The 15,155-nt window shown below is 45.3% G+C and carries 16 protein-coding genes and 1 pseudogene; 1 reads left to right on the top strand and 16 read right to left on the bottom strand.

The window, feature by feature from the left end; translation table 11 throughout:
* Positions 1–487: 487 nt before the first annotated feature.
* From GRP75_RS11450 to uptA, 15 genes and pseudogenes are all read right to left on the bottom strand, one after another.
* Positions 488–1,366: a nucleotidyltransferase-like protein gene (locus GRP75_RS11450; protein WP_160789369.1), complete on the bottom strand. Its 879-nt coding sequence runs from the start codon at positions 1,364–1,366 to the stop codon at positions 488–490.
* A gap of 112 nt (positions 1,367–1,478) precedes the next feature.
* Positions 1,479–3,126 (bottom strand): annotated as a pseudogene (locus GRP75_RS30465) (glycosyl hydrolase family 18 protein).
* A 185-nt stretch (positions 3,127–3,311) separates the two neighbouring features.
* Positions 3,312–3,743, bottom strand: coding sequence for a Fur family transcriptional regulator (locus GRP75_RS11440; RefSeq protein ID WP_013311903.1), 432 nt, complete (start codon positions 3,741–3,743; stop codon positions 3,312–3,314).
* 108 nt (positions 3,744–3,851) lie between these two features.
* A complete protein-coding gene (locus GRP75_RS11435) occupies positions 3,852–5,255 on the bottom strand; it encodes a DUF4097 family beta strand repeat-containing protein (protein WP_160789368.1) in 1,404 nt (467 codons plus the stop codon).
* 7 nt (positions 5,256–5,262) lie between these two features.
* Positions 5,263–5,916, bottom strand: a complete 654-nt coding sequence (locus GRP75_RS11430) for a hypothetical protein (protein ID WP_160789367.1) — start codon at positions 5,914–5,916, stop codon at positions 5,263–5,265.
* Between the two features lie 82 nt (positions 5,917–5,998).
* A complete protein-coding gene (locus GRP75_RS11425) occupies positions 5,999–6,712 on the bottom strand; it encodes an MgtC/SapB family protein (RefSeq protein WP_160789366.1) in 714 nt (237 codons plus the stop codon).
* Positions 6,713–6,810: 98 nt separating this feature from the next.
* Positions 6,811–7,272, bottom strand: a complete 462-nt coding sequence (locus GRP75_RS11420) for a GNAT family N-acetyltransferase (RefSeq protein ID WP_028541861.1) — start codon at positions 7,270–7,272, stop codon at positions 6,811–6,813.
* A 130-nt stretch (positions 7,273–7,402) separates the two neighbouring features.
* Entirely contained in the window at positions 7,403–8,848 is a 1,446-nt protein-coding gene (gatB, locus tag GRP75_RS11415) for an Asp-tRNA(Asn)/Glu-tRNA(Gln) amidotransferase subunit GatB (protein ID WP_013311908.1), read from the bottom strand.
* A 26-nt stretch (positions 8,849–8,874) separates the two neighbouring features.
* Positions 8,875–10,332, bottom strand: coding sequence for an Asp-tRNA(Asn)/Glu-tRNA(Gln) amidotransferase subunit GatA (gene gatA / locus GRP75_RS11410; RefSeq protein ID WP_023990257.1), 1,458 nt, complete (start codon positions 10,330–10,332; stop codon positions 8,875–8,877).
* Positions 10,333–10,359: 27 nt separating this feature from the next.
* Positions 10,360–10,647, bottom strand: coding sequence for an Asp-tRNA(Asn)/Glu-tRNA(Gln) amidotransferase subunit GatC (gatC, locus tag GRP75_RS11405; protein ID WP_013311910.1), 288 nt, complete (start codon positions 10,645–10,647; stop codon positions 10,360–10,362).
* Between the two features lie 368 nt (positions 10,648–11,015).
* Positions 11,016–11,405 carry a hypothetical protein gene (locus GRP75_RS11400; RefSeq protein WP_013311911.1) on the bottom strand — a complete coding sequence of 130 codons (390 nt, stop codon included), beginning with the start codon at positions 11,403–11,405 and terminating at the stop codon, positions 11,016–11,018.
* Positions 11,406–11,485: 80 nt separating this feature from the next.
* Positions 11,486–11,695, bottom strand: a complete 210-nt coding sequence (locus GRP75_RS11395; RefSeq protein ID WP_023990258.1) for a hypothetical protein — start codon at positions 11,693–11,695, stop codon at positions 11,486–11,488.
* Positions 11,696–11,938: 243 nt separating this feature from the next.
* The gene (locus tag GRP75_RS11390; protein WP_023990259.1) at positions 11,939–12,568 is read right to left on the bottom strand and encodes an MBL fold metallo-hydrolase; all 630 of its coding nucleotides are present in this window, start codon (positions 12,566–12,568) and stop codon (positions 11,939–11,941) included.
* 3 nt (positions 12,569–12,571) lie between these two features.
* Positions 12,572–13,141 (bottom strand): thioredoxin family protein, encoded by a 570-nt coding sequence (locus GRP75_RS11385; protein ID WP_013311914.1) that lies wholly within the window; start codon positions 13,139–13,141, stop codon positions 12,572–12,574.
* Between the two features lies 1 nt (position 13,142).
* A complete protein-coding gene (gene uptA, locus GRP75_RS11380) occupies positions 13,143–13,757 on the bottom strand; it encodes an undecaprenyl phosphate transporter UptA (RefSeq protein ID WP_013311915.1) in 615 nt (204 codons plus the stop codon).
* 144 nt (positions 13,758–13,901) lie between these two features.
* Here uptA and GRP75_RS11375 point away from each other — a divergent pair, with 144 nt between their 5' ends.
* Positions 13,902–14,225: a hypothetical protein gene (locus GRP75_RS11375; protein WP_023990260.1), complete on the top strand. Its 324-nt coding sequence runs from the start codon at positions 13,902–13,904 to the stop codon at positions 14,223–14,225.
* Between the two features lie 80 nt (positions 14,226–14,305).
* Here the strand turns inward: GRP75_RS11375 and GRP75_RS11370 are convergent.
* On the bottom strand, positions 14,306–15,155 hold an 850-nt coding region (locus tag GRP75_RS11370), incomplete at its 5' end, for a class I SAM-dependent methyltransferase (RefSeq protein ID WP_160789365.1).

Genomic DNA, 15,155 nt, shown 5'->3' with positions numbered 1-15,155 from the left:
TTCGTCCTGAGCCAGGATCAAACTCTCCATTAAAGACCAACCGAAGCTGGTTTATAGAAAGAGCGATAAGCTCATTTTGAAACTGACGAGATAAAAATATCTCTTGTTTGATTTTGCGAACAAAATCATTTTACTCACTCGTTGTTCAGTTTTCAAAGATCAAACTTGCATTATGTCTTGCTTTGTTTCACCACCGCGTCTCAGCGGCGACTTAAATAATGTAACACATAACCTCATTTTTCGTCAAGCTTTTTTTTGAAAATTCATTTTTCTGCTTGATGCAACACGTTTATCCTGCTTTAAACAGTTCAAAATTATTCATGCTGCTTAATGGGACGAGTTATAACTTATCACATATTTTATATACTCGTCAACCTAAATTGATAATTTATATTTTTTAACTATTTATAAATACTAAATCACGTACAAAAAAAGGAAGAAAAGTCGGTTTAACAACCTTTCTTCCTGACATATCAACCCCTGCACATCAAATAAGGGAGTAACGCAGTTCACGATTTTGTCCACGCTCCCTAAAATCTCCGGCAGCTGTTTCTCTAATAAGTGAACGATATACCAGTTTACGGAGCACGACGGTAAGATCCAATTGGAGATTCTTTAGCTCAGGATGGTTAATAAGTTCATTTATAGACCAAGGTTCCCGTCTGCTGCCTAATATACGGAATAGCGGAGATGAGCATTCCTCCATTTTTGACATAACTGAAAATTCACAAGCAAGCAGTACTAGTTCAACCCGTTGTTCCAAGGTTTCCGTACTTAATGTGAGTTCGTTATACAATTTGTCAATCGTACGATCCAGAGGCCGTACCTGAACCCATAAGTGAATCTTTGGATAAATCCCCCGTTCAATGAGTTCAATAGATGCCCAATGATCCAATGCTTTCAGAACACTTTGATAAGCGTCAATGATCCGCCCTTCTCGCACCGCTCTTTTACCATGAACGTAATTGACCAAAAAGCGGGAGAACTCATGAAATCGCTTCTGCTCCCGCAGTGGATCGTTAAAATCAACAATTTCCTGTCTTAAAAGACAGACCCTGTCATCCCGTTCCCAGACAATACGACCTTCTAGCACATAATCTATAATGTTGGCTTGTTCACCAGCGATAATCCATTCCTTCAGACAACTGAGCGTTGCGTACAACACTTGGCATCTTAGTCCATTCATAAATAAGTGTTGAATAGAACGAACTGGCTTGGTGCCTTCTCCAATAATTAGAATGAGTTCATCAAAGTCATACAACATCGAACCGTGAAAATACTCTCCCGGCTTTCTGTACGAAATAACACCTATCGAATCTTCCTGCAACAATTCATCATACATCAGGTTTAATTTGGTTAGCTGCACTTCTCCCTCCATACCTGCAAGGCGGCTATGACCGCAAATTGGATATTTGGATACATGTGATCATTTCTACATAAATAAGAGACTTCCTTCTTCAATTGTATATATTTTTATCTTATTCACTTATTTTTCTCAGTGTTACCCAAGCGTTTTCATCTGCAAAGGTTCGATTCCATGCACCAATTCCTCCGAGCTTCAGCGATTTGGCAAGGTCTACTCTTGCTTTTAGAGATACCTGATCCTCTAGCCAAATCTTTTTGACCACGCCGTCTTCTGTATACTCGACATAATTTTGACCTTCGGAAGCTCTAAACTTAGGCTTCAACTTAAATTTGGCTATGATATCCGCTGCTGACTCCATACCAAGTGATTTGGAGGTGACCTTAATCTTCCCTTCTTTGGGAGTCTCGGACCACACGCGAGTATATAATGGAATACCTAAAACCACTTTTTGAGGCGGCACTTCATCTTCCTGAATAATTCGCTTAATTGACGCTTCCGTCCATGGTAGCGAGGCGACAGAACCAGCCTTTGGACTAGCCGCCCAATGTTCATCATATGCCATTACCATGAGGTAATCTGTGATGGTGCCTAATGATTTTCGATCTAAAAAAGCTGACCACATCTCACTTTGAGATTTAGGCGTTACATCAATGGACAGTATCAAATCATGTTCCCGAGCCATCGGTTTAAGTTCCCGCAAAAATTGGGTGACATTTGGGCCATCTTTCGTATGAACATTTTCAAAGTCAATATTAATACCGTCCAGATCATTTTCTAGGGCAAGTGAAATCATCTGATCTACAATCGACTTTCGACGTTCAAAGGTGGACAAAGCTTCTGTTGTTAATTCGGGATTAAAGCTGTTGCTCAACAAGCCCCAAACCTCAATCCCTTTGCGATGTGCCCAGCTGACATAGGCAGGATCTGCCTTGCTTTCTACAGTACCTTCATGATCGACGACACTGAACCACGTAGGGCTCACCACATTTACTCCAGGCATAGGATCAAACTTGGAAGGATCGGGCTTGCGATTATAGACAGCTTCCCAAGCGAGGTTTACTGATCTACCCTCCCAATGTTTTTCGGAGATGGACAAATCATCCTTAACCGAAGGGATCACAAGCTCTTCTCCTTCAGCGACATGGTCTGACTTAATGTATCTGAGATATATCTGTCAAAAGGAAACATAGGCTAGATGCTTCTTTACGTAAGGCGATTGTAGCATCCTGTGGGCCATCCTTCTTTTCTACACTCCCCAGCCTGACCTTCTCCCCAGCCTTCATTAGGATGACAGCACCAGTCACAGGATCTTCGTGTATAGAAACGCCGCATACTTCACGTACAGCCTCTATCGGGATATATACCTCTCCACTGATTACCTGAGGGGCTGCGCTCAGCGCATATGTTTTACCATTCAGTTCCCCTTGTGCCTTCGAAACCTTCATATAGAGCAGGCTTTGTCTCGTCGCCATAATAACGGTTTGGCTGTCATCCTCATAGCGAACGGTAGGATCAATTTTACTTTGCACCAATTTAAGCGGCATCAGCATGTTCTTGCCGGAGCTCTGAGCTTCATACCCAGTCAACTTTCCCTGCATAAAAATAGGACGGACACTGCCCTGCCAATCGGGTTTCTCGTGAAGGGGATTGCCAAACCATACAACAGTAATTGCACATATAATCGCTGCAAATAATAGCAGGCTTGCCGCTCCTTTGAATCGTGAACGTTTACGGCGGCGTCTGGAATGATTTCTGGCCAATATTGAACCTCCATTGTATGAACTTTGAATTTCCGTATTTTGTAACCTCAACAGATTACTTAAAACAAAAATAAAGTGATTTAAACAAAAAAACGCGGTAAATCCCCGCTTATGGGGAATTCCTCACGTTTCCAATCCATTACAATATATACATACCGCACAAAAAACTTCTATTCCTTGTTTCGTTACGTTTGTTTGTTACTACAAGCTTTGCATACTCCGTGTAACTCCATACGATGTCCATGCACCTCGAAGCCTGTTTCCAACGCGGCATGGCGTTCCACATCGGCCAAATACGGATAACTGAAATCTTCAATCTTTCCGCATTTTTCGCAAATGATGTGATAGTGCTCCGAAATATTGGCATCATAACGACTGGCGTTATCTCCATAGGTCAACTCATGTACCATACCCGCTTCTATAAACATCTTTAAGTTATTATAAACCGTAGCCACACTCATACTTGGAAACTTGGACTCAAGCGCTCGATATATTTCATCTGCAGTCGGGTGCCCCATAGTTTCCATTAAATAGTTTAATATGGCATGACGCTGGGGTGTTATGCGTACACCTGTCTTCTTCAGAAGTTCCAAAGCATGCTGGACGCGTGCTGCCATATATGTCCACCGCCTTATCCCTTACTTACGATCCTATCAATTACCACGCATCTATTTACAATTCACTTCTAAACCTACTCACATTGTACGGTCTACTCAAGTTTCTTGTCAACGCGCCGTATTGTCGCCGGATATTCCTATAGAGGTATCTGTCTCAGAAGCTCCCGGTTCAGCCGCAGAGCTTTCAGATGTATCGGGCGCAGTCGTACCCTCGGAATCATCCAAGTCGGGTAACGACGGCATCAGTAACTTTTTAATGGTTAAATTACTGTTGCCCTCTACGTTGATCGCATACTTGCCTGTCCCGTTTTGGCCTGAAATACTTTTACTGTCTATTTTAAATGGAAAATCGGATTGAAGATTACCATAACTGCTTGAACCCTCTAACTGAAAATCTCCATTCGACGGAAGATCCAATACGATATCACCGACAGCACTGTATATTTTCCAATCTCCGCCTATCTGCTCGCTATGCACTTTGATAGAGCCATTAAGCGAATTTGCATTCAGCTTGGCTGTAGAATTCAGCACATTCATGTCACCATTCTGAGTATCTACGGTGATGTCCCCTTCCGAACGAGCGAGCTGAATATCACCTACCATGGTGTGCAGTGTCACAGCTCCTTCAATATCGCCTGCTTGCATGTCGCCACGGTTCGTGCGCACATCCACATCTCCAGAAATCCGATGCAATTTAACCTGACCGTTCAGCGTGCCTCCCTTGACATTGCCGATAGCGTCATTAACAGTGAGATTTCCATTACCGCTCTCAAGCCGAATGCTGTCAATTGCATCAACTCCATTCAAGGAAATATTCCCGTTGGAGGTTCTAATCTGCACATTGAACCGCCGGTCCTCCGGCACGGTGATCAGCATGTTCACACGAGGCTGACGTTTGCTTGATGCTCCGTACGACTTTGCCTCCGGACGAATCTGGATAGTCTTGCCGTCGGTAGAAGTCAGTGAAGAAGCTTGAGCAATCTTGTCCGCTTCGGCAGCAGGCGCTTGATCCACCCACAGAGTACCTCGTACCTCTATATTGGACACAGGCCGTCTGATCAGTGTTACATCACCATTAACCGAATCAACTACTAAATCGGACGTCTGCATAGTTACAGGTACCAGCATACCACCCATATCATACCGATTCTCTTTAGCCTGGCTAAAATCCATAGAGGCTGACGTCAGATTAAGACTGACCCGGTTCCACAGATACATATAATGATTTTGCTGGGTCACGATAAAAACCGAGGCTGCCACTACCAAAGCGGACAGAATCCCCTTTAGGTCAGGTCTGAATCGCCTTCCGTTGTCAGACTTGCCTTCTTTCCGATAGTACATGGCAAAAAAAATCAGATACTCCAGTCCCCAAAGCACAAAGATTACGGGCCACCAAACGAGGAGCTGAAGCATATATTCAGTATTTTGAAACACATCTACAATAAGCAAAATGCCTACAGCCATCAACAGAAGCGAAGAGGTGTAGCGCCCGACTCTTATTTTGCGGTGCACGCCAGCTTCACCCTCTTTCTTTCAACTTTTTACGCTTAAAGTTCAGAAAGGCTTCCCTTAGAAAAAGGAATAAACCGATCATCATTAATAAAATGGCCAGCGTAAGGAATCCATAATCCTCAAAGAAATTACTCAACCAGCGAGGTTTCATGCGAAACAAAATCATAAGTCCACCGCCTGCCACCATTAGCACAGCAAAAGCAAAGCCTCTCTCCCATGCATAAAAAGGACTACTTTGCTGGCCTCTAGCATCCATTCGTGCATAACGATCTGGCTTACGCCGATAACGAACCATGTAATCTGCTGACTGTAAGACATCATATACATTATAAAAATATAAAAAGGGTATGAACAATCCAAGCAAAATAAGTAATGGAATGTTGATCCTCAAGCCGTCAGAGGAAACATACAACATCGCAAAAATATCTAGCAGGAGCAATACAATAAAACTAAGCCCCCTAATAAACAGTCCTAAAAAAAGATGTCCCAGTCCGGGTAACAATGCCGCCATGATAATAGCAATCACTTTGCGAAATTTAGCGTATTTTAGACGTTTCCCCTGTCTGGGCTGTTCCCGCTGTTCCGACGCTTGTAGCTGTCCAGCCTCTCCAGACGGTAACGGTTGTTCCGAGTTCATGCCATCCTCCCCTTTGAATCCCATGCGTGGCTCCGCTGAAAATACTTCGATGCTTACATAGTACCCCAATCGGATTTAAGAGTAACTGTTAAAAAAAGGTAGACTATTACTCAACGGAGACAGCAGCTACATCTTCCCATTGTCGTAAATCAGCTGCAATACGTACGGGATTAAAATCATGACGGGCCAGCACCTCTAGGGAAACTTCCATACTCTGCCGATCTGGGTGTAATTCGTGAAATGGGACATTTTCATGTTCTTTAATCATTATTTTACGTATTTCCACTTTTTCTTGCTCTAAATAAGTCGAAATCTGCTCCAGCAGTCCGTGAGAGGACAATCCGTACAATGTAATAAGATGACGCTTGCGTCCACGCATATACCGAAGTTCAACTTTGTTAAACACCCATAAATTTAAAAATACGAGCACTGTCGCCGCTATAGACGGGAAATAAAAGCCTGCTCCCACCCCAAGGCCAATAGCAGCCACGACCCAAATGGAAGCCGCAGTCGTTAGTCCGGTAATGGATTTACCTGTGAACATAATCGTCCCTGCACCCAAAAAGCCTACGCCAGTGATCACAGCCGTAGCCAAACGAGCGGGATCTATGCGTACATTAACTTCTTTAATGAAATCGGCAAAGCCGTAAATGGAGAGTAGCATAATCAGCGTCGAACCAAGACTGACCATAATATGAGTCCTCAAACCAGCTGCGTGATTGGAACGTTCGCGTTCAAAACCAATGAATCCACCGAGAAGCATGGACAGTAAAAGCCGTAAAATGATATGTGAATCGTCTATAATCCACGGATTATTCATTCGAGTCTCTCCTCCCGGTTATGTCGTGCTTTCCACTCCGGGTGCGCGGTTTGTGGGCTTATGTGCATTTTTAATGCCAATTTAATGATATCTCAATGCTATTCCACCTTATGCAGATGGTAGGTGGTTAATTCCACGCCTGGGGCGACCTCGGCCGCAGATACGGGGCGAAAGCCATGTTTTCGATATAATGTCACCGCAGGAGTATTTAAGGTTCCTGTAGAGACGATAAACAACGGGATATTTTGATATTCACTCAAAACATGCTTCATTAAAGAGTCCGCAATGCCTTTACGAAAATGATCCGGGTGAACCATCATACGTGTAAGGGTAAGCGAATCGGGCGACTCAGACTGCACAGCCAGTGCTCCTAGCAATTCACCGTCCTCCAGCCACCCATAAAAAGACTCTCCACAGCTTTTCAGCGTATCCAATGTATCCATCAGTGGAGGAATCTCATCAAACCCAATCAGCTCAGCTTCCAACCTATAGGCAACGTGCTGTAGACGCCATATCTGACTGACGATATCATCATCTTCCAATGAACATAGGGTAACCATGCTGTTTTCCCTCCTAAGGAAACTCATAAAATGCCATCAGGATTCTAAAGCTTGTTCGCGCCAACCGTTCTCAGCGTCTATGCAAAAGGGGCCTGTCCCTAAAAGACAAGCCCCTGTCAAATCTATGCCATTAGCGGTTAAGCACTTCCGTCAGCAACTTATTAGCAAGACCAGGGTTTGCCTTCCCCTTGCTCTCCTTCATCACTTGACCGACTAGGAAGCCGATGGCCTTTTGCTTGCCAGCTTTGTAATCTTCGACCGATTGCGGGTTAGCTGCTACAACTTGTTCGACAATCGTCAGGATTGCACCCTCATCACTGATTTGTACAAGCCCTTTTTCTTCAACAATTTGCTGTGGCAGTTTATCACTTTCCAGCATTTCCTTGAAGACCGTTTTAGCGATTTTGCTATTGATCGTTCCCTTCTCCAGCAGTCCGATCATTTCACCCAAGCCCCGTCCGGTCAATTTAACCTGCGACAGCTCCACACCGGCACTGTTCAAATAACCGAGTAAATCCCCCATAATCCAGTTGGATACTGCTTTGGCATCCTTGGTGAATTGAAGGCTATCCTCGAACAAATCGGCCAATGGCTTGGAGGACGTAATCACCTGGGCATCATACTCAGGTAATCCATATTCGGAAGTGTAGCGTGCTTTACGCTGGTCAGGCAATTCAGGAATCGAAGCACGAATGCGTTCTTTCCATTCCTCATCTATATGCAGTGTAACGAGATCCGGGTCTGGGAAATAACGATAGTCATGGGCCTGTTCCTTACCACGCATGGATAAAGTTTTACCTTGCGCTTCATCCCAACGACGTGTCTCCTGTACAATCGTTCCGCCTTCGTCCAGCGTCTGCTCCTGGCGGAACTGTTCATATTCCAGTCCGCGCTGTACGCCACGGAAGGAGTTCATGTTTTTCAGTTCCGCTTTAGTTCCCAGCTCTTTTTGTCCATGCGGACGAAGGCTGATATTCGCGTCGCAGCGAAGTGATCCTTCCTCCATCTTCACATCGGATACGTCACAATACTGCATAATGGCACGTATTTTTTCCAGATAGGCCTTGGCTTCTTCCGGCGAAGATATTTCCGGCTCCGAAACGATCTCGACCAATGGTGTGCCGACCCGGTTAAAATCGACCAAAGATGCGTAGCCACCATCAACATGTGTTAATTTCCCTGCGTCTTCTTCCAGATGCAGTCGGGTAATACCGATACGCTTTGTCTCACCATTCACTTCAATATCAATCCAGCCATTTTCGCCAATGGGTTGATCGTATTGTGAGATTTGGTAAGCCTTAGGTGAGTCGGGGTAAAAATAGTTCTTGCGGTCAAACTTGCTCACATCAGCAATGGTGCAATTCAGCGCCATTGCTGCTTTCATCGCATAATCAACGGCCTGACGGTTCAATACCGGCAGCACCCCTGGATGACCGAGACAGACCGGACATGTATGAGAGTTGGGTGGTGCTCCGAAGGATGTCGAGCATCCACAGAATATTTTAGACTTCGTATGCAATTCCACGTGCACTTCAAGTCCGATGACCGTCTCATATTTGGATGTAGTTGTAGACATGAATAGGTTCCCTCCTTTTTGGCAAATTACAGCTGCGGACGCTGCTTGTGAAATTCGGTATTTTGTTCAAAAGCATGAGCTACGCGTAGCACGGAAGACTCGTCAAAGGCTTTTCCGATAATTTGTAGTCCGACTGGCATTCCATCCGCAAGACCACACGGAATGCTGATGGCTGGCACACCAGCCAAGCTTACCGGAATCGTCAAAATATCGTTCAAATACATTGTTAATGGATCGTCCACTTGCGAGCCGATTTTGAAAGCAGTTGTCGGTGCAGTAGGTCCGATAATCACATCATATTGTTCAAATACACGATCAAAATCCTGTTTAATCAGTGTGCGCACTTTTTGAGCTTTCAAATAATAGGCATCGTAGTACCCGGAGCTGAGTGCATAGGTACCCAGCATAATCCGACGCTTCACCTCGGGACCAAACCCCTGCGTACGGGACTGATGGTATAGATCAAGCAGGTTGTCCGGATTGTCAGAACGCACACCATAGCGCACGCCGTCAAAACGGGCCAGATTGGATGACGCTTCGGATGAAGCCAGCAGGTAATATGTAGCTACCGCATATTCTGTGTGAGGGAGAGACACTTCTTCCCAAACAGCACCCAGTCCTTCCAGCGTTTTCAGTGCATCCAGCACCTTTTCCTTGACCTGAGGATCGACGCCCTCACCAAGATACTCTTTAGGCACAGCGATACGAAGTCCTTTTACATCCCCGGTTAAAGCGTTCAAATAATCAGGAATGTCTACCTTCGCAGAAGTGGAGTCCTTCTGGTCATAACCTGCAATGGCTTGTAGGACATAGGCTGAATCCTGAACATTTTTAGTAATGGGTCCAATTTGGTCTAAAGAGGAGGCAAAAGCCACCAGTCCAAAACGGGATACTAGACCATAGGTTGGTTTCAGGCCAACTACACCGCAGTAAGAAGCAGGCTGGCGAATGGAACCACCTGTATCCGAACCGAGTGTGAAATAAGCCTCACCCGCTGCAACAGCCGCAGCTGAGCCGCCACTGGAACCGCCGGGAACACGTTCTAAATCCCAAGGGTTACGTGCAGGGAAAAAGCTGGAGTTCTCGTTAGAGCCGCCCATGGCGAATTCGTCCATGTTCATTTTACCGAGTGTCACGGTTTGCGCTGCGCGTAACTTGCTAACAACTGTGGCATCGTAAACGGGATCAAAATTTTTCAAAAACTGACTGCCACATGTTGTACGCAGCCCTTCTGTCACGATATTATCCTTAATACCAACCGGCAGGCCAAACAACAGCCCTCTTTCCTCTCCGGAAATCAGCTGATCATCCAGCTGACGTGCGGATGCACGGGCCTGTTCCTCGTCAACGGTAATATAAGCTCTGATCTTGTCTTCCCGCGCACCAATCGTCTCCAGAGCGTGTCCCACCAGATCACTCACGGAAATTTCCTTTTGATGCAGCTTGTTATGTATCTCGGGCAATGTGTTATTGAACAAGCTCAATTTGCATCCTCCTTTCAAATATGAGATCTATTCCAGAACAGCAGGAACCTTAAACTGTCCGTCTTCTTCTTCAGGTGCATTGCGCATCACTTGCTCATGTGTCAAACTTTCGCGAACTTCGTCGTCTCGCATGACATTGCTGACGTGCAGCACATGAGTGGTCGGTTTTACCTGCTCCGTATCCAGCTCATTCAGCTTCTCCGCATAATGGAGAATGGCGTTTAATTGTCCTGTCATCGTTTCTTCCTCAGCCGCGGTCAGATTCAACCTGGACAGCTTGGCTACGTGACGGACATCTTCCGTGGAAATGTTCATACAAAACCCTCCTCATGTATATGAGGATTTTGCAAAAAATCCTATAGGCGGCTTCCAATGAGCAAGATATAGATCAAAATGGTTTAGTTCATCTATATATTGCACTTCGGAGCGACTGGAATTGAATTTTGCAAAATCCTGATATTAAAAAATGCTGCACCGAACTTCGAAATAACGTTTTTAATTATAGGATAGAACCCTTTACAATTCAATCTTTGACGCGGTACAGAAGCAAACTGTACATCAATGAGGTAAATGTTGCTAAAAGGATATAAAAAAAGCACCTCTCGGTGCTCTTTCGAGAAAACTATAGGAGCTGAGATTGTGCCCATTATATATTTTTAAAAAGAGTCGGCAGTAGCCGACTCCTATATCCAAGCACGCAAATTGACTTGTCTGATAAAATCAGCCTGTGACAACAACTCTGCCGCGGTTTCTTCTTCCTCTTCAGTCTCTACCGAATCAAGACCACCGTTCATTACATGCTTGAACAGTTTCTCATTATGAGTAGCAAGGGCGTAATCTATCAGCGCTTCACGCTCAATCCGCTCGGCTTCCAGCTTGAGAATACTCTCTTCCAGCTCGATGTCCCCGGATGGTACAAAAAAGTTGCGGTTCACCTTCGGTACGCGAATGACATAGTCAAAAGCATTGTCCGCATTACGGTCGTAAGCAATGATATAACCATGTTCGCCCACAGGAAGATTCTGCTCAAAAGCATCCGCGACGATCATAATTCTAGCTCCTAAATGATGCATCGTTAGCCCCCCCGTTTGTCTGAACTTATCTGCTAAGTCTACTAAAAAAAAAGTAGCTTGTCTATATCATCTATGTATCTTCATAATCGACCGTCTCCACGTCCCAACCTGTGTTCATTCAGCCTCACATGCCAGTTTTGTGAAGGGATTCCGCTCCGTCGTTTCACCTTTTTCCAAGTCATGATCTTCGGCTCGGAACCTACCACAGAATCTTCAATATCTATTATATTGGGAACACGGAAACTACCTCCAATCTCACGTTGTACCCCAAATATATGTTTTCTTTTCATTCTTGCTCCCCCTTGTGATCTGACGGCCTCATGCCTCTTTATCCTCTTAATGGGCAAAAAAAAGAACGCAAACCGGGATTCATCCACAGCTTGCGTGCTTCGCGAGTTTAGTATGTAACTTTAATAAATTTATGTTAACAAAAATAAAAACCTTTGTCTATACATAATTTATAATTTGTTGTCGAAATGGGGCAAAACCTGTCACACCTTTGATTTTGCCCCTACTGAAAACGTTCATCACATTTACCGGATATACGGATTATTAGCTTTCTCATAACCGATGGACGTTTTGGGACCGTGACCGGAATAGACTGTAACGTCATCTCCGAGCGGAAACAATTTGTTCTGAATAGAATCGTATAGATCCCGTTCCCGACCACCCGTCAGATCCGTGCGTCCGACGCCCTGACGAAATAGCACATCCCCGGAAAAAAGATCTTTGCCGCACAAAAAGCTGACACTTCCGGGTGAATGGCCCGGTGTATGGAAAACCCGGAACGTGTGCCCGATCAGGTTCAATTGCTGACCTTCTGCCAAATCATATTCGGCAGGTTCCGTCGAGATCGGAGGGGATGCCTCTGGCCACATCAAGGAACCATTCAGCTTAGGAGATGTGAGCCAGTCTTGCTCCAAGGCGTGCAGATAAACCGGGCAACCTTTGGTATTGCGAATCTCCTCTACTCCACCGATATGGTCAAAATGGGCATGAGTCAGCAGGATAGCTTCAATGGTCAGTGGCTCAATAGCTCTGAGCAAAGGACCCGGATTCATCCCCGGATCAATAATAACGGCGCGCTGCGGATCATCCCCTTGAAGCAAATAAGCATTTGTTTGGAGAGGACCGAGATTAAAGCTGCGAATAGATAACGTCATAAGTTAAAATCCCGAGATCAGCTCGCGTAATTCCTGAACAATCACAGGATGGACCTCGGTTCCCTCCCCATATTTTTCAGCCATTTCTTTACGAGCAACTGCGATTTTTTCTTGATAATCATCAGCTTCCCGATCTGGATTTTCACGTTTGAATCCAATCATGATTTGTTGGACATGTGCAGGGCGTGGTCCCCAGTGGCCAAGTACGTGACCTCCTGTATCCGCAAAAATCACAATCGGAACAGCACGTCCACCCATTGTCAGGAAGTCATCCATCAGCGCCTGATGGTTTTCCAAGATTAATACTTCGGTCGGAATCCCGCTATTCTCCAGCGCACGGAACACAACTGGCACATTGCGCACCACGTCCCCACACCAGTCGGCAGCCAAAATAAGCACGCGCAGATCATCCCGATGGTTCAAGCTTTCAAAATACTCTCGATCCTCTTCGCGATTCCACACAAACTGATCGTACCCAGAGCGGAAGGCTTCTTTGTTCTTTTCCATGCCCTCCATAAACTGTTCAGGGCTTAAGCCCTTTCCGAAGTACTGCGATACATTAGTACGGCTCATGTTATACACTTCCTTTTTTGTTTTTGGACAAAATCCATTTGATAACAAAATAAATGATCAAGAGTGCAAGAGCAACCAGCAAAATCGGTTTGATGTAAGGTGCTGCCACTTCGTCAATTTGCTCCCACTTGTCTCCTAGCAGCATACCTAAATATATAAACAAAACAGACCAAGGTATAATCGCTAGCGTTGTCAAAATAGTAAAGCGCCATACGTTCATTCGAGCCAACCCGGCAGGGATTGAGATGGCATGACGCACAACAGGAATAAAGCGAGCTGTGAAAATGACCCCTGTGCCGTATTTGTTAAACCAGGCTTCAGCATGGTCGACATGACTTTTTTTGATAAGTATGTATTTCCCATACTTATCTAATACCGGTCTGCCGCCATAGCGCCCAATCCAGTAAATGAACAACTGGGCCAGCACCCCGCCAATCGTTCCAAAAACGACTGCGCCAAAAAAATTAATATGACCCGAGGATACCAAAAAGCCACCATAAGCGAGGACAATTTCGCTTGGAATGACCTCAACCATCAAGCCTAGCATAATACCAAAATACCCAAGACTACGAATGATCTCAAACAAATAATTAATGATACTAGATATTTGGTCCACTTCTCTTCCCACTCCCTGCCTGTTTCTCTATTTTCATTAGTGTATCACAGCGGCAGAACAAGTCGCCACTTCGCCCAAATAGGGAGGTCAGTGACCCCGACCCCTCTGCCCGCATAAGTTGAGAGAGAGAGGAGGGGGTACAATATGCCTCCCGGCAAATTCCCCAAACATGACAATTCACAATCCCGTTTACCCACGGCTCGTGGTATTCGCCGCGCATGTATCAAAGAGTTGTATCGAACCTGCAAACGTCTGCCTGTTCACATTGCTCCTGATCTGGTCAAGCAGGGCGAGGAGCTATACTGCCGCAAGGTCGTCGGACACCTTATCTGGATTGCGGAAAACCATAGTAACCGCAAACTACTATGCGACTGGTGGGACGAAGATGTCAGTGAGGAGCTCGCAGCATTGTGGAAGGTGGATCGCGATGTTTTGTGCACCGCTTTTAGAAGTGCCTATGGTGGATAGATGTTTGCGTACTGCAACTATGAACCGTGAACTACAAAAAAGTGGAGCCACCCCGCAGTGGCTCCACTTTTACTATATTGTTAGCTATGTGTCTGCTTCTTCCCCGCTCCTTCGGGAAGCAAATCCGCACAAGCGCGTTCTAAATAAGGATCAGCATGAATAAAATCCCGAAATGCTGTGTATTCACGCCACAAAACGGATTGTTCTCCCGCCTGCCCTTTGACGGCACGAATCAGAATATTTTTAGGTGTATGCTCCATGTCGATAAATTCCAATAGCTGTGTCCGATATCCCATCATATCCAGCAGTTTGGCCCGGATTCCATCCGTTGCCAGTGCAGAAAAACGCTCCTTTAAAATACCGTGAGATAGCAAAGGCTCCAATACCGGATTTTCTAGTTGGCTGAACAGCTCATGCTGGCAACACGGAACCGACAAAATAACGGATGCTCCCCAGCGGACGGCCTTTTCCAGCGCCGCATCTGTTGCTGTATCACAAGCGTGCAAGGTAACAACCATATCCACCTGTTCCAGTTCGTTATAGTCTGCGATATCACCGACCAGAAACTCCAACTGTCGATATTGCAGCTTTTGAGCCAGAACATTACAGGTTTCAATGACATCTGCCTTCAAGTCCAAACCAACGATCTGCAATGGTCGCTTTTGCTGTACAGCCAAATAGTGATACAGCGCAAAGGTCAAATACGATTTGCCACAGCCAAAATCTACAATCGTCAATGGGCGGCCTACCGGAAGGCTGGGCAATACATCCTGCACCATTTCGAGAAACCGGTTAATTTGACGAAACTTATCATACTTGCGGGCCAGTACCTTACCATCCTCATTCATAATCCCAAGCTCAATCAGGAAAGGAATTCGCTCCCCTTCTTCGAGCACATATTGCTTTTTGCGATTATGAGACAGGTTGGCT

Origin of the sequence: Paenibacillus sp. OT2-17, assembly GCF_009827695.1 — a bacterium.
Classification (GTDB): Bacteria; Bacillota; Bacilli; order Paenibacillales; family Paenibacillaceae; genus Paenibacillus; species Paenibacillus polymyxa_B.
Note: the sequence above shows the minus strand (reverse complement) of the source record. Positions and strands in the feature narration are given on the sequence as shown.

What these genes read in the sequence shown, in the direction of transcription:
- GRP75_RS11390 (WP_023990259.1), bottom strand. Translation starts at nt 12,568, where the DNA reads ATGACGTTATCTATTCGCAGCTTTAATCTCGGTCCTCTCCAAACAAAT.
- GRP75_RS11395 (WP_023990258.1), bottom strand. Translation starts at nt 11,695, where the DNA reads ATGAAAAGAAAACATATATTTGGGGTACAACGTGAGATTGGAGGTAGT.
- GRP75_RS11375 (WP_023990260.1), top strand. Translation starts at nt 13,902, where the DNA reads ATGCCTCCCGGCAAATTCCCCAAACATGACAATTCACAATCCCGTTTA.
- GRP75_RS11430 (WP_160789367.1), bottom strand. Translation starts at nt 5,916, where the DNA reads ATGGGATTCAAAGGGGAGGATGGCATGAACTCGGAACAACCGTTACCG.
- GRP75_RS11400 (WP_013311911.1), bottom strand. Translation starts at nt 11,405, where the DNA reads ATGCATCATTTAGGAGCTAGAATTATGATCGTCGCGGATGCTTTTGAG.
- GRP75_RS11385 (WP_013311914.1), bottom strand. Translation starts at nt 13,141, where the DNA reads ATGAGCCGTACTAATGTATCGCAGTACTTCGGAAAGGGCTTAAGCCCT.
- GRP75_RS11425 (WP_160789366.1), bottom strand. Translation starts at nt 6,712, where the DNA reads ATGAATAATCCGTGGATTATAGACGATTCACATATCATTTTACGGCTT.
- GRP75_RS11420 (WP_028541861.1), bottom strand. Translation starts at nt 7,272, where the DNA reads ATGGTTACCCTATGTTCATTGGAAGATGATGATATCGTCAGTCAGATA.
- gatB (WP_013311908.1), bottom strand. Translation starts at nt 8,848, where the DNA reads ATGTCTACAACTACATCCAAATATGAGACGGTCATCGGACTTGAAGTG.
- GRP75_RS11440 (WP_013311903.1), bottom strand. Translation starts at nt 3,743, where the DNA reads ATGGCAGCACGCGTCCAGCATGCTTTGGAACTTCTGAAGAAGACAGGT.
- gatC (WP_013311910.1), bottom strand. Translation starts at nt 10,647, where the DNA reads ATGAACATTTCCACGGAAGATGTCCGTCACGTAGCCAAGCTGTCCAGG.